This is a genomic window from Litoreibacter sp. JB4-2 (assembly GCF_055693445.1).
This window is the reverse complement of record NZ_CM146334.1, coordinates 1869999-1884932: the sequence shown is the minus strand read 5'-3', so window position 1 is coordinate 1884932 and position 14934 is coordinate 1869999. Positions and strand designations below refer to the sequence as shown.

14 protein-coding genes and 1 pseudogene are annotated in these 14934 nt (G+C 58.6%); all 15 read left to right on the top strand.

The window, feature by feature from the left end; translation table 11 throughout:
• Complete coding sequence (locus tag ACZ1G7_RS09370; RefSeq protein WP_472663546.1) at positions 1-840, top strand: ABC transporter permease; 840 nt, start codon at positions 1-3, stop codon at positions 838-840.
• The gene (locus ACZ1G7_RS09365; RefSeq protein ID WP_472663545.1) at positions 837-1469 is read left to right on the top strand and encodes an aspartate/glutamate racemase family protein; all 633 of its coding nucleotides are present in this window, start codon (positions 837-839) and stop codon (positions 1467-1469) included. Before ACZ1G7_RS09370 ends, ACZ1G7_RS09365 begins: the two co-directional genes overlap by 4 nt.
• A gap of 186 nt (positions 1470-1655) precedes the next feature.
• Positions 1656-2288: pseudogene (locus ACZ1G7_RS09360) on the top strand (tyrosine-type recombinase/integrase).
• A gap of 628 nt (positions 2289-2916) precedes the next feature.
• Positions 2917-3129 carry a VOC family protein gene (locus ACZ1G7_RS09355; RefSeq protein ID WP_472663544.1) on the top strand — a complete coding sequence of 71 codons (213 nt, stop codon included), beginning with the start codon at positions 2917-2919 and terminating at the stop codon, positions 3127-3129.
• Positions 3032-3268, top strand: coding sequence for a VOC family protein (locus ACZ1G7_RS09350; RefSeq protein WP_472663706.1), 237 nt, complete (start codon positions 3032-3034; stop codon positions 3266-3268). The genes ACZ1G7_RS09355 and ACZ1G7_RS09350 overlap by 98 nt, the downstream gene beginning before the upstream one ends.
• Before the next feature lie 119 nt (positions 3269-3387).
• A complete protein-coding gene (locus ACZ1G7_RS09345) occupies positions 3388-4959 on the top strand; it encodes an acyl CoA:acetate/3-ketoacid CoA transferase (protein WP_472663543.1) in 1572 nt (523 codons plus the stop codon).
• Positions 4956-5723, top strand: coding sequence for an enoyl-CoA hydratase/isomerase family protein (locus ACZ1G7_RS09340; RefSeq protein ID WP_472663542.1), 768 nt, complete (start codon positions 4956-4958; stop codon positions 5721-5723). Before ACZ1G7_RS09345 ends, ACZ1G7_RS09340 begins: the two co-directional genes overlap by 4 nt.
• Positions 5724-5726: 3 nt before the next feature.
• On the top strand, positions 5727-7250 hold the full coding sequence (locus tag ACZ1G7_RS09335; protein WP_472663541.1) for an aldehyde dehydrogenase family protein: 1524 nt from the start codon (positions 5727-5729) through the stop codon (positions 7248-7250).
• A gap of 39 nt (positions 7251-7289) precedes the next feature.
• Complete coding sequence (locus ACZ1G7_RS09330; protein ID WP_472663540.1) at positions 7290-8549, top strand: ABC transporter substrate-binding protein; 1260 nt, start codon at positions 7290-7292, stop codon at positions 8547-8549.
• A gap of 92 nt (positions 8550-8641) precedes the next feature.
• Entirely contained in the window at positions 8642-9535 is an 894-nt protein-coding gene (locus ACZ1G7_RS09325; protein ID WP_472663539.1) for a carbohydrate ABC transporter permease, read from the top strand.
• Complete coding sequence (locus ACZ1G7_RS09320) at positions 9535-10416, top strand: carbohydrate ABC transporter permease (RefSeq protein ID WP_472663538.1); 882 nt, start codon at positions 9535-9537, stop codon at positions 10414-10416. Before ACZ1G7_RS09325 ends, ACZ1G7_RS09320 begins: the two co-directional genes overlap by 1 nt.
• A 4-nt stretch (positions 10417-10420) precedes the next feature.
• Positions 10421-11533, top strand: a complete 1113-nt coding sequence (locus ACZ1G7_RS09315) for an ABC transporter ATP-binding protein (RefSeq protein WP_472663537.1) — start codon at positions 10421-10423, stop codon at positions 11531-11533.
• Positions 11533-13017, top strand: coding sequence for a GMC oxidoreductase (locus ACZ1G7_RS09310; protein WP_472663536.1), 1485 nt, complete (start codon positions 11533-11535; stop codon positions 13015-13017). Before ACZ1G7_RS09315 ends, ACZ1G7_RS09310 begins: the two co-directional genes overlap by 1 nt.
• Positions 13017-14609, top strand: a complete 1593-nt coding sequence (locus tag ACZ1G7_RS09305) for a GMC family oxidoreductase (RefSeq protein ID WP_472663535.1) — start codon at positions 13017-13019, stop codon at positions 14607-14609. The genes ACZ1G7_RS09310 and ACZ1G7_RS09305 overlap by 1 nt, the downstream gene beginning before the upstream one ends.
• The gene (locus tag ACZ1G7_RS09300; protein ID WP_472663534.1) at positions 14606-14914 is read left to right on the top strand and encodes a Dabb family protein; all 309 of its coding nucleotides are present in this window, start codon (positions 14606-14608) and stop codon (positions 14912-14914) included. Before ACZ1G7_RS09305 ends, ACZ1G7_RS09300 begins: the two co-directional genes overlap by 4 nt.
• Positions 14915-14934 lie beyond the last annotated feature (20 nt).

Genomic DNA, 14934 nt, shown 5'->3' with positions numbered 1-14934 from the left:
ATGGAACCGCGCCCACGTTCCTTCTACGTCCTCAGCGGATTTTTTGCGCTGTTCATCCTGTTTCTGTATGGGCCGACCATTACCATCGGCATTCTGTCGTTTCAGGGCGAAGGGGGCGGGCTGACCTTCCCAATGCGCGGCGTGTCGCTGTATTGGTTTTACGACCTGTTCGAACAACAAGCTGTGGGCGACATCTGGGGCAGCTTCCGGCGCAGCTTTGTGCTTGGCCTGATGGTCATGGTGGTCACAGTCGTGGTCTCGGTGATGGGTGGGCTGGCGTTTCGGCGCAAGTTTCCGGGATCAAACATCTTGTTCTATCTGATCATCACATCGCTGGTGATCCCCTCGATCCTGATCTCACTGGGTGTCGGCTTGCTGTTTTCGCAATCGGGGTTGAACGTGCATTGGTCCACCTCGGGGTTTGGATCACAGCTGACATGGACGCTCCCCTTTGGTCTGTTGATCATGTTCGCGGTCTTCAACCGGTTCGACAAAAGCTATGAGGAAGCCGCGCGCGATCTTGGGGCTACTCCTTGGCAAACCCTACGCCACGTTGTGCTGCCGATCATCGCGCCGTCGCTGATTGGCGTGGCACTTTTCGGCTTCACACTCAGCTATGACGAATTCGCCCGCACTCTGCTAACGGCGGGCAGTTACAACACGCTGCCGCTTGAGATTTATGGGATGACGACGAATGTGACGTCGCCGGTGCTTTATGCGTTGGGAACGCTAACGACGGTCTTCTCACTGATCATCATCGGAATTTTTCTTTGCATCGCCCTTTTCACGAACCGCCGCCGCGCACGACAAGCGTCAGACGCGGGCAAGGGTGATCTATGATCGTAATCATCAACCCCAATTCGACGGTTTCGATGACGGAGGCGATGGTTGAAACAGCGCTCAAAGCGGCCCCCGGTGTGAACATCGTTGGCTGGACATCCACCAAGGGTCCGCCCGCTATTCAGGGGGAACAAGACGGCGACGCCGCGATACCGCTACTTCTGCAGCTTGTGAAAAAGGCAGATGAGGAAGGGGCCAAAGCCGTTATCATCGGCTGTTTTGATGACACGGGCCTTGATGCTGCCCGTGCACTCGCGTCCTGTCCGGTCATTGGGATCGGACAAGCGGCCTACCACCTCGCGTCGCTCTATGGAGCGCGATTTTCGGTTGTCACAACGCTAGACGTGTCTGTGCCCATTCTGACCGCAAATATCAGCAATTACGGGCTTGAGCAGAACCTTGAACGTGTCAGGGCAAGCGGTGTGCCGGTTCTCGCCCTTGAAGATGATCGCGAAAATGCGACGCGCCAGGTGAAGATGGAAATCCGAGCGGCATTGGACGAAGACCACATCGATAGTGTTGTCTTAGGGTGCGCGGGTATGGTGCACATTGTCGACGATGCTGATGATCTACCTATAAAGCTGATCGACGGGGTACATGCAGCGGTGAAACTGGCGTCTGTGTTCTGATACTTGTCAACTGCGCACAGTTTTTCGGGAACTCAGAACCTCAAATTCGGACACTAGCCGCAACGCGGCAACTTGGTAAATTGGGCTCAGTCTAGACCTCGGATGCAACACGGCATCTTGTGATATGCTGCGTCGGTCAACGTCGGGTTGGCGTTGTGGAGGGCATGGCGGATCGGAGGATCAGTCATGGAAACACCAAATCTACCAGCCATTCGCGCACTTCGCCCCGCCTGGAACAAGGGTCGCATCGTTGGTAAGAAACGACCTTTAAAACCCAAACACGTTTGGGCAATCCGAGTTCGGCTTGAACTGGCCGAGAACCATCGAGACCTCGCGCTGTTCAACATGGCGAGTGATAGCAAGCTGCGCGGGTGTGATCTGGTGAAGATGAAAGTCGTCGACGTTATGGCGTCTGCTTAGATCAAGGAACGGGCATCGGTGTTACAAAGCAAGACACAGAAACCTGTGAGATTTGAGATATCCGAAGGCACACGCGCCTCGGTCGAAAAGTGGATGGAAGATGAGATCATGGTCGGCTCGGAGTACCTTTGGCCGGGTCGGTTTCACGAACGCCTGCACATCTCGACACGCCAGTATGCGCGGATAGTCCGCGATTGGATCACGTCGATCGGTCTAGAAGCGAGTGCATATGGTACGCATTCCATGAGGCGAACAAAGGTGACCCAGATCGACAAGAAGACTGGCAACTTACGGGCGGTTCAGCTTTTGCTTGGACACACCAAGATGGACAATACAGTGCAGTACTTGGGCGTCGAGCTTGAGGACGCTCTAGCAATCGCCGAGGCGATTGAAATCTAGTAACTTCGGGTCGCCCTCAAGGGGCTGCCCATTGCTGCCGTTCACATTGCCTCCGTCATACTGCGCTGCGGCCAGTTATTGCGGACTTTTGCTGCAACCGCAAAATCAAATGGTCGGTGAATTGCCACTTCGCGGGACGAAGCGGACTTGTGCCGGCGCAGCCATTGCCGGCGCAGCCATTGCTGGCGCAGAAAGGCTTCGCACGCGTAGCGTTACTCACTTGGCAGTGCTTCGTATCACGTGGAAGCAGTCGTTCAAGCAGGCCGACCTTGCTGATCAAAACTGACGTTTCGTTGCATTATATCCTGACGGTTCAAACGCGGGGCAAAGTTGACGTTCAAATTGTGACGTAAGAGGCCTGTTTGGTACCATTCACGACTGAAACGAAACGGAAATGGGTAGAGTAAGACCCATCGCAGCGGATGCATTCCGGTCAATCTGAGAGGTTGCGGCAGACGTTCCTTTTCTTGCAAGACCTTCCGAGTTGAGGTCTAAGCCGCATACATGGGCGTAATAAGGGATCGGCGTCACATCCCCGCCGATCAAAGAGTCTCAATGGCCGGATGGCTTTGAATGCTCACTGGAAAGGAACGCGATGCGGCTTGGGTTTCATCATGTGGCAGTGATCGTGAGTGATTATGCGGTCTCAAAGGCATTCTACTGTGATGTGCTGGGCCTTGACGTTCTGGCTGAAAACTACCGGGAGGAGCGCGACTCCTGGAAGCTGGACCTTGCTTTGGACGATGGTGGGCAAATTGAACTCTTTAGCTTTCCCACCCCCACTGCGGCCCAGCAGGCCGGAAGCCTGTGGGTTGAGGCATCTTGCCTTTCGCGTGTTTGATCTTGATGCTGCAATTACCAACCTTGAAGGGCATGGCGTCCAGGTTGAGCCGGTCCGAATCGATGAATTTACAGACAGGCGTTTTACGTTTTTCCAAGATCCCGATGGACTGCCGCTGGAACTCTACGAAGTTCCTTAATATCTGAAATTGCGTATTTTTTTGAGGTAGTAAATTTTTTATTTGCAATCACTGGAACGTTCCAATAATTATTTTGGAACGTTCCAATATTTTGACGCTTGGGGCGCTTGGAGGGTGACATGACCAAAGTTGTTCCAGTTGCGGATGCGGTGTCCCGAATCGAGGACGGGGCGATTGTGACGGTCTCCTCATCGTCGACTTTGGGCTGCCCCGACGCGGTTCTGGCCGCCATTGGCGCGCGGTTCGAGGCCGAAGGTCATCCAAGCAACATCACCTCGCTCCACCCGATTGCCGCGGGCGACGTCTATGGCGTCAAAGGCATGGATCATCTCGCCAAGGATGGGCTGCTGGCCCGCGTGTTGGCCGGGTCCTACCCATCCGGGCCGTCCAGCGCCCCGATGCCCGAGATCTGGAAGATGATCACCGAGGACCGCGTCGCCGCCTACAACGTGCCATCGGGCATCATGTTTGACATGCACCGCGAAGCAGCGGCGCACCGTCCGGGTGTTTTGACCGAAGTCGGGCTTGATACCTTCGTTGATCCCCAGCGTCAGGGCTGCGCGATGAACGACCGCGGGGCTGCGTCTTCTATCGTGGACCGGGTCCAGTTTGGCGGCAAAACATGGCTGCACTTTCCCAATGTCGTTCCAGACGTCGCCATCATCCGCGCGACCACGGCGGATGAACGCGGCAACCTGACCTATGAGCACGAGGGCGCCTATCTGGGCGGGTTGGAGCAGGCGATCTGCGTCCGCAACAATGGCGGGCTGGTGATCGCTCAGGTGAAACGGGTGACCGCAAATGGGTCCCTGCGTCCCCATGATGTGCGGGTGCCGGGCCATTTGGTCGATTGCATCGTGGTTGATGCAGACCAAAAGCAGACCACTGAAACGGCCTATGACCCGGCCATTTCCGGCGAGGTTATGCGCCCTTGGGACAGCTTTTCACTAGCTGAGCATGGCGTCGAAAAGGTGATCGCGCGCCGCGCGGCACAGGAATTGAAACGCGGTATGACCGCCAATCTCGGCTTTGGCATCAGCGCCATGGTGCCTCGGGTGTTGCTTGAGGAAGGCCATCCCGATGCCGTGACCTGGGCCATCGAACAAGGCGCCGTAGGCGGCGTGCCGCTGACCGGCTTCGCCTTTGGCTGCGCCTCGAACGCGGAGGCCTTCATGCCGTCGCCGCAGCAATTCATCTACTTCCAAGGCGCGGGCTTCGACGTGTCCTTCCTGTCCTTCCTTGAGATCGACGTAGAAGGCAACGTCAATGTCTCCAAACTGGGCAAGAAGCCCTATTTGACCGCCGGATGCGGCGGCTTCGTGGACATCACGGCGAAGGCCAAGAACATTGTATTCTCGGGCTGGTTTGAGGCCGGCGCGAAGATCAGCCTGACCGACGAGGCCATTAGCATCGACGCACCCGGCAAGTTCACCAAGATGGTGGACGCGGTTGAACATGTCACCTTCTCAGGCAAGCGCGCGGTTGAGCAGGGCCAGAACGTCACCTACATCACCGAGCGTTGCGTGATCAAGCTGACCGAAAGCGGCCTGATCGCCACAGAGATCATGCCAGGCATTGACCCGCGGGACCACATCATCGGCGCGTCTAAAGGGCGGGTCAAAGTGGCCGAAAACGCAAAGCTCATGCTCACGGAACTGCTGTCAAAATCCCCCATGGGGTTGGTCCTATGAGCGAGATGACCTGCACCTACGACGGCACCGCCGCTGTGCTGACCGTCGCCAATGAGGCCAAGCTAAACGCGCTTACGATGGGGATGCTGCATCAGCTTGAAGACCATCTCGTGGCCATCGAGCGGAACCCTGACATACGTGCGGTGATCCTCACCGGTGCTGGGGAAAAGGCGTTTTGTTGCGGGGCCGATATTGCCGAATGGGGACCGCTCAGCCCTGCCGATTTCGCCCGCTTCTGGGTCCGCGATGGGCACCGTGTGCTTGACCGGCTGGCGCGATTGTCCAAGCCTGTCATCGGTGCCCTCAACGGCCACACGTTTGGCGGCGGGTTGGAGCTTGCGGCCTGCTGCGACATCCGGGTGCTGGCACCACGCACCACGCTGGCTTTGCCCGAGGGCAAGGTCGGGATTGTGCCGGGTTGGTCCGGGACCCAGCGCCTGATGCGGTTGCTGCCTGAGCCCGTCGTGAAAGAAATGGCGCTGTGTGGGCGTCGGCTCTCAGCCGACCGTGCTCTGACGCTCGGGTTTGCCGCAGAGCTGTCAGAGGACCCGCTTGCCGCCGCCAAAGAGATTGCCGCTGCTTTGTCAGACATGTCCCCCCGCGCCGGAGAGCTGTCCAAAGCAATGATCCACGGCGCGGTCGGCGAAGACAGGGCCGCCGCAATCGAAGCCTTGGCAAGCGCGGCCGCTGCCGAAAGCGATGATCGCGCCGAAGGCGTCAGCGCCTTTCTTGAAAAACGCAGCCCAAAATTCACGGGACACTAGAATATGAACGATTTGACCATCAACACAGCGATTGAAACCGCGTTGCCAGTACCGTTCCAAGGCCGTCATCTGATCGACGGGGCATGGGTTGACGGGGCCGAAACATTCGAACGGGTATCGCCCTCCCACGATACCGTTGTGAGTGTTTCGGCCAAGGGCGATGAGGCAACAACTGAGGCCGCAATTGCGGCCGCGCGCCGCGCATTTGATTCAGGCAGTTGGAGCCGGGCCTCCGCCAAAACCCGCGCAACGGTGCTTTTGAAAGTGGCGGATCTGATTGAGGCCAATGTTGAGCGCATTGCCGTGCAGGAAACGCTGGAAAGCGGCAAGCCGATTTCCCAGTCCCGAGGCGAGGTGTCGGGGGCCGCTGATATGTGGCGCTACGCGGCATCACTGGCGCGCACATCCCATGGCGACAGCCACAACAGCCTTGGCGAAGACATGCTGGGCGTGGTCGTCAAAGACCCGATTGGCGTCGTGTCGATCATCACGCCGTGGAACTTCCCGTTCTGGATCCTGTCGCAAAAGCTGCCCTTTGCACTCGCCGCAGGATGCACTGTTGTCGTCAAACCGTCCGAGGTCACGCCGTCCTCGACGGTCATGATGGGCGAATTGTTGATCGAGGCAGGGCTTCCCGCCGGCGTGTGCAACATTGTGCTGGGCCACGGCCAGCCCGTGGGCAGCCTGATGGCGACCCACAAAGACGTGGATATGGTCACCTTCACCGGCTCAACCGCCGTGGGCAAAATGATCACCGAAGCCTCGGCCGGCACGCTGAAAAAGGTCGCGCTGGAACTCGGCGGCAAGAACCCGCAGGTCATCATGCCCGACGCCGATCTGGAACAAGCCACCGACGCGGTGACCTTCGGCGTCTATTTCAACGTCGGCCAATGCTGCAATTCGTCCAGCAGGATCATTGTGCATGAGGATATCGCGGAAGATTTTGTGGCCCGCGTCGTCGCCTTGTCACGCAAGGTGAAATTCGGCGATCCGATGGACCCCGACACCCAAGTCGGCGCGATTGTCACCGCTGAACACCAAAGCAAGATTGATGGTTACGTCCAGCAGGCCGTAGCCGCTGGTGCCAAACTTGAACTGGGCGGCGGTGCGCTGTTTGTCGCGGGGCTTGGCCCGCAATTTTATCAGCCGACGGTTATCAGCAACGTGACCCCCGATATGCCCATCGCCCGCGAGGAGGTGTTCGGCCCGGTCCTGACTGTGCTCACCTGTCGGACGCTGGAAGAGGCTATCACCCTGACCAATGACAGCGACTACGGCCTGTCCGCCGGGATCTGGAGCAATGACATCCACACCTGCCTTGAATACGCGCGCCGCGCGGAGGCGGGCACGGTTTGGACCAACACCTGGATGGACGGCTACCCGGAACTGGCTTTCGGCGGGGTCAAACAATCCGGGCAAGGCCGCGAGATCGGCCGCTACGGATATGATGAATTTCTTGAGGTGAAATCCCTGGTGATGCGCGTTGGACGCGATAGCCGGGCACCTTGGGTCCAAAGAGACGCCTAAGACAGCGTCAAACATCGACACGCAAAATGGGAGGATACCATGCGTTCTTTTCTAATAACCAAAACAGCGATTGCACTCGCGCTATCCGTGACAGCAGGGTCAGCTATTGCTGACGGCCACGGCGGTGTGGAGGTTCTGCACTGGTGGACATCCGGTGGCGAGGCCGCAGCGCTCAACGTGCTGAAGGGCGATCTGGAAGGCCAAGGTATCGGCTGGACTGACATGCCCGTCGCGGGCGGCGGTGGTGAGCAGGCGATGACCGTTCTGCGCGCCCGCGTCACCGCAGGCAACGCACCAACAGCCGTACAGGGCCTAGGCTTTGACATCATCGACTGGGCCAAGGAAGGCGCGCTCGCCAACCTCAATGACGTTGCCGCAGCCGAAGGTTGGGACAAGGTGGTCCCGGCGGCGTTGCAGCAATTCGCCAAGGTGGACGGCAAATGGGTGTCCGCGCCCGTCAACGTACATTCCACCAACTGGGTCTGGGCCAATAAGGCCGTTCTGGACGCCAACGGCATCGCAATCCCCGAAACATGGGAGGACTTCGCCGCAGCACTTGAAACACTGTCCGCAGCCGGTGTGACCCCGATCGCCCATGGCGGGCAGCCTTGGCAGGAGGCCACGGTGTTTGACGGTGTCGCCATGTCGGCGCTTGGGCCGGATGGGTATAAGGCGGCCTTCGTTGACCTCGACCCGGAAGCACTGGGCTCGGATGCGATGAAAGAAGCGTTCGACCGGATGGCCGTGATCCGCGACAACGTGGACGAGAATTTCTCGGGTCGTGACTGGAACCTGGCGACGGCCATGGTCATCAACGGCGAGGCCGGTTTTCAGATGATGGGCGACTGGGCCAAGGGCGAATTCCTGAACGCAGGCAAAGTCCCGGGCGAGGATTTCCTGTGCTTCCGTTTCCCCGGCACGCAGGAGCAGGTCACCTTCAACGCCGACCAATTCATGATGTTCAATCAAGGTGATGAGGTCTCAGCTGAACAGGCGGCCCTTGCAACAGCGATCCTGTCGCCATCCTTCCAGTCCGCGTTCAATGTGGTCAAAGGGTCGGTCCCGGCCCGCACGGATGTGTCGAACGCGGATTTCGACGCCTGTGGTCAGCAAGGCATGGCCGACCTGGCGGCAGCGGCGGATAGCGGAAATCTCTACGGGTCCATGGCACACGGCCACGCCAATGCGGCTGCGGTCAAGAACGCCATGTATGACGTGATCACAGCGCATTTCAACGGTGAGTATGACAGCGAAACCGCCGTGGAAGAGCTGGTGACTGCGGTGGAAATCGCCCAGTAAATCTGGTTGATCATGACCGACGGCAGGGCGATGACATTCGCCGCCCTGCCGTGCCCAACCTTCTCTATCACCCAGCCTAAAGGGGGCGCGTTATGGCACATGCTGTCGACGTGGATTTCAAAACGCGGCTTCAATCCTGGCTGCCAAAACTGGTGCTGTCACCGTCGCTGGCCATGGTTTTGGTCTTTGTCTACGGGTTCATCATCTTCTCGGTGTACCTGTCCTTTACCGACAGCCGGTTGCTGCCCTCCTATGAGTGGGTCGGCTGGGAAAACTATTCCAAGCTCTGGCGTCTGAGCCATTGGAAAATCTCCCTTATGAATATGGGGATTTTCGCAGCGCTTTATATCTCAATCTGCACGGTGCTTGGTCTGAGCCTCGCAATTTTCCTTGATCAGAAAGTCCGGGCAGAGGGCGTGATCCGCACCATTTACCTTTACCCGATGGCGCTGTCGTTCATCGTCACGGGTACTGCGTGGAAGTGGTTTCTGGATCCGGGCATCGGACTGGAAAACGTGCTCCAAACCTGGGGCTGGACTAGTTTTGAATTCGACTGGATCAAGAACCGGGATTTCGCCATCTACACGGTTGTTCTGGCTGCGGTCTGGCAGACGTCCGGCTTTGTGATGGCGATGTTCCTTGCGGGGTTACGTGGAATCGATAACGAGATCCTGAAAGCGGCCCAGATGGACGGCGCGTCCAATTGGAACCTCTACCGCCGGATCATCATCCCGCAACTGCGGCCCGCGTTTCTCTCCGCCTTCGTGATCCTCAGCCACTTGGCGATCAAGACCTTTGACCTTGTGATTGCGTTGACAGGCGGCGGCCCCGGGCGGGCGACAGAACTGCCCGCCACGTTCATGTATTCCTACACGTTCAGCCGCAATCAAATGGGCATCGGTGCCGCCTCTGCCACGATCATGCTGATGACCATCGCGGCAATCATGATCCCTTACCTTTACGCCGAACTGCGGGAGAAAAAGTAATGTCTGTCGCCACCCAAGATACAGCGATCCGCACAGGTCGCGTCACGCGCACGCTGATCTACCTTGTCCTGCTGCTGTTCGCGCTGTTCTACATGCTGCCGCTTTACGTGATGGTCATCAATTCGGTGAAACCGCTGGATGAGATCACAGGCGGCGGCATGATGAACCTGCCGCAAGCCTTCACGCTGGAACCCTGGGCCAAGGCATGGTCCTCCGCCCAGATCGGTGTCGATCCAACTGGTTTGCAGCCCTATTTCTGGAACTCGATCAAGATGGTCGTGCCTGCTGTTGTCATCTCGACCGTGTTGGGCGCGCTCAACGGATATGTGCTGACCAAATGGCGCTTTCGCGGTGACACGATCCTGTTTGGTCTGATGCTCTTTGCCTGCTTCATTCCATTCCAGATCGTGCTGATCCCGATGGCGCGGATGCTGGGCCTGATGGGCGTCGCAGGCACAACTTGGGGGCTGGTGCTGGTGCATGTGGTCTACGGGATCGGGTTCACGACGCTTTATTTCCGCAACTACTACGCCGTCTTCCCGACCGAGCTTATTCGCGCAGCACAGATCGATGGCGCAGGGTTCTTCCAGATCTTTTGGCGCATCCTTTTGCCATCATCGGGGCCTATCGCCGTGGTTTCGATCATCTGGCAATTCACCAACATCTGGAACGACTTCCTGTTTGGCGCGTCCTTTGCCGGGGCGGACAGCCAGCCAATGACGGTCGCCCTCAATAACCTTGTGCAATCATCAACCGGCGTGAAGGAATACAATGTCCATTTCGCGGGCGCGATCCTTGCCGCTCTTCCAACCCTGCTCGTCTACATCGTCGCGGGCCGCTATTTTGTGCGCGGTCTGATGGCGGGTTCTGTGAAAGGATAATCACATGGGCTTTCTCGACATCGACAATACCACCAAGTCCTACGGCGCGGTTGAGGTTCTGCATCAGGTCGACATCTCAGTAGAAGAAGGGGAGTTTCTGGTCCTCGTCGGGCCATCAGGCTGCGGCAAGTCCACCCTGTTGAACATGATCGCTGGGCTGGAGGAGATCAGCAGCGGAGAGATCCGCATCAAGGATCAGGTGATGAACGGGGTCCACCCGTCAAAGCGCAACATCGCGATGGTGTTCCAAAGCTACGCGCTTTACCCCAACATGACCGTGGGCCAGAACATCACATTTGGGCTTGAGATGCATGGTGTGCCGAAGCCAGAGCGTGAGACCGCTATGAAAGACGTGGCGGGCCTTTTGCAAATCGAACAATTGCTGGATCGCAAGCCCGGCGCGTTGTCCGGCGGCCAACGGCAAAGGGTGGCCATGGGCCGCGCTCTGGTGCGCGACCCGGATGTGTTCCTGTTTGATGAACCGCTGTCCAACCTGGATGCCAAGCTGCGTGTTGATATGCGGACCGAGATCAAGAAGCTGCACCAGAAACTAGGGACCACCATCGTTTACGTGACCCATGACCAGATCGAGGCGATGACGCTGTCGACTCGGATTGCGGTTATGTATGGCGGCTATGTTCAGCAGCTGGGCACCCCGCAAGAGATCTACGACAGCCCCGCCAATATTTTTGTGGCGACGTTCATGGGATCGCCTGCGATGAACGTGGTGCCCGCAAAGGTCGCGCTGGAAGATGGCAAACCGGTTGCCGTGGTCGCGCTGCATGACGGGACGAGCACCACATTGCCCTTCAGCCAAGACAATCTTGCCGCATGGGACGGGCGCGACATCATGTTGGGCATCCGGCCCGAGACGATCACCGATGAAGACGCGGCAGATCGCAAGTCCTCCAACATCGCACCGATGACCAACCGGATCACCGTGACAGAACCCGCAGGCTCCGACACTTTTGTGACGATGACCTTGGGCGGCAAAGACGTGATTGCGCGGATGCGCTCGGACGCGGATGTGCGCCCCGGCGCGGACTTCAGGTTCTCGGTGAACATGGAAAAAGCCGTGGCCTTCGATCCCGAAACAGAAATGCGTATCGTGCCCTGATGGACGCGGATGTCATCATCATCGGCTCTGGCATGGGCGGCGCGACGCTGGCCGCCGCCTTGGCCCCGACAGGGCGCAGGATCGTGATCCTTGAGCGGGGGAAGCATTTGCGCCCTTCACCCAAGGACCGCGATCCAGACGCAGTCTTTCGGGATGGTGCCTTTCGCCCTGATGAGCTCTGGCTGGACGGGGCCGATCAGCCGTTCAATCCGGGCAATTACTACAACGTCGGCGGCAACTCCAAATTTTACGGTGCTGCGCTGATCCGGTACCGCGAGGCGGATTTCGGGCCGGTCGCGCATAGTGACGGCACAACGCCCGGCTGGCCCATCACCTATTCTGAGCTTGAGGCCGACTACCAAGCCGCCGAAGACCTCTACCAAGTGCGCGGCACTGCGGCGGATGACCCGACGGAGCCTTATCATTCCGGGCCCTACCCCCATCCGCCCGTCCCCGATGAGCCGGATGTAGCAGAGCTGCGCCAACGTCTCACCCGCGTGGGCCTGCGCCCGTCGTCCATCCCTTTGGGTGTGGACCTTACAGCTTGGTTGTCCGGTGGGCAGACAACATGGGACGCCTATCCCAACACCGGTTCCGGCAAAATGGACGCCGAAACGGGCGGGCTTGCAGTCGCGCTGCGCCACAAGAACGTGACCTTGCGCACAGGTTGCCCGGTTGAGGCAATTGATGTGGACGAAACGGGTAGCGTCGCCGGTGTTCGTCTTTCGCAGGGAGAAACCATCACATCGCCCCTCGTCATCATCGCCGCAGGGGCTGTTCAAACGGCGGCTCTTTTGTTGCGCTCAGCGAATGAGACTTACCCGACGGGCCTTGCCAACCGGTCCGATCAGGTCGGCCGGAACTTCATGAACCACAATTGCTCCGCCGTCCTGGCGCTGCACCCGTTGCGAAAGAACCGCGGCGTCTATCAAAAGACCTTGATGCTGAACGATTTCTATCTGGCTACGGACGATCTACCCCCATTGGGGAACATCCAAATGCTGGGCAAAATCACCGGGGCCATCATGGCCGCAAACTCCTCGCTGCCCCGCTGGCTGGCCAATGTCATCGCCGCCCGCAGCTTTGACTTTTACGCCATGTCCGAAGACCTGCCGAACCCCGACAGCCGGGTCACGATCCATAACGGGCAAATCAAACTGGACTGGCAGCGGTCCAATTGGGCAGCCCATGAACAACTCGTAAAGATGCTCAAATCCAAGCTGCGGCAGGCGGGTTTCCCCATCGTGATCTCGAAACCCTTCGACCGGCGTACGCCCTCGCATCAATGCGGCACCGCGCGGATGGGGCAGGACCCGGCCAAAAGCGTGGTGGACAATCATTGCCGGTGCCATGATCACCCCAACCTCTTTATTGTCGATGCATCGGTCCTGCCGACATCGGCCGCGGTGAACCCCGCGCTAACAATCGCCGCCCTCGCCCTGCGTGCCGGGCGCCACATCACCGAGACGGAGCTTGCCGCCTGATGTCCCAAGGATACGACTTCATCATTATCGGCGGCGGGTCAGCCGGATCGGTCCTTGCCGCGCGCTTATCCGAAGACAAAAGCGCGCGAGTTTTATTGCTTGAGGCAGGCGGCAACGACCGCCACCCGTTTTTCCACCTGCCCGCGGGATTTGCCAAAATGACCAAAGGCATCGGGTCATGGGGCTGGTCGACCACACCGCAAAAGACGATGCAAAACAAGGTGTTCAACTACACGCAGGCCAAGGTCATCGGCGGCGGGTCTGCCATCAACGCCCAAATCTACACGCGCGGCGCGGCGCAGGATTACGACGAATGGCGGCAAATGGGCTGCGACGGGTGGAGCTATGAAGAAGTCCTGCCCTACTTCAAGAAATCCGAAGACAACGATACCTATGAAGGTCGCTATCACGGAAAAGGCGGCCCGATGGGCGTGTCACAGCCCGCCGCACCTCTGCCGATTTGTGATGCCTTCGTTGAGGCCGCCGGACGGCTGGGAATTCCTAAAAACACCGACATGAACGGGGATCGGCAAGACGGGGCAGGATACTATCAACTGACCCAAAAACACGCGCGGCGGTCATCGGCGGCAATGGCGTTTCTGGGGCAAGCGCGCGGGCGCCCGAACCTAGCCATTCAAATGAACGCGCAGGTCAAACGCATTCTGGTCGCACATGGCCGCGCCACGGGGGTTGAGATGGCCGATGGCACCAAGATCACCGCAGACCGCGAAGTGATCTTGTCATCGGGTGCCATAGGCTCCCCCCGATTGCTGCAACTCTCTGGCATCGGCCCGGCTGATCACCTGCAAAGCCTTGGCATCGACGTGGTCTATGACCAGCACAATGTCGGGGCAAACCTGCAAGACCATTTGGACCTCTATGCCATCTGCGAGGTCACCGGCCCGCACACCTATGACCGCTACGCCAAGCTGCACCTGTCAGCATTGGCCGGGCTGCAATACGTCTTCACCCGCAAAGGGCCTGTCGCCTCCAGCCTCTTTGAAACCGGCGGGTTCTGGTACGCGGATGAAAACGCCCGCTCCCCCGATATTCAAATGCACCTTGGGCTTGGCACCGGGATTGAGGCAGGGGTCGAGGCGATGCCCAATGGCGGCGTGACGCTGAATGCCTGTCACCTGCGCCCACGATCTCGCGGATCGGTACGATTGCAAAGCGCTGATCCAAAGGACATGCCGTTGATTGACCCCAACTACCTGTCTGACCCCTATGATCGCGAAATGTCGATCCGGGGTCTAAGACTGGTGCAGGACATTCTGTCCCAATCCGCACTCAGCAAATACATCCTGGCCGAACGGCTGCCGGGGCCGGATGTGAAGACGGACGAAGACTATTTCAACTTCATCTGCGTCCACTCCAAAACCTCGCACCATTGCGCGGGCACCTGCCGCATGGGCAGTGATGACGCCGCGGTTCTGGACCCGCGTCTGCGTTTCAATGGAATTGACGGTTTGCGCGTGGCCGATGCTTCGGTCATGCCGAATGTCAATTCGTCCAACACCAACGCCCCCTCCATCATGATCGGCGAAAAGGCCGCCGACATGATCAAACAAGATCAAGGAATGACACTATGATACGACATATCGTCCTAACCAAATTCGAACCCGAAACCTCCGAAGACACCATCACCGGCATTTATGACGGCCTGTCAGCGCTGTCTGAAAAGCTGCCGGGTGCGGGTGGGTTCACCGGCGGACGGTCCGAAAGCCCCGAACAGATCGAACGCGGCTATATGCATGGTTTTGTTATCGACTTCGACAGTTGGGACGCCTTGAAAACCTACGCCGACAACGAAGAGCATAAGGCGCTGGGCGGCCAGCTTGTCGCGAATGCGGTCGGCGGCATAGATGGCATTTTGGTTCTCGATCTGGACGTCTAGGGTGACCTGACCGTGATCAA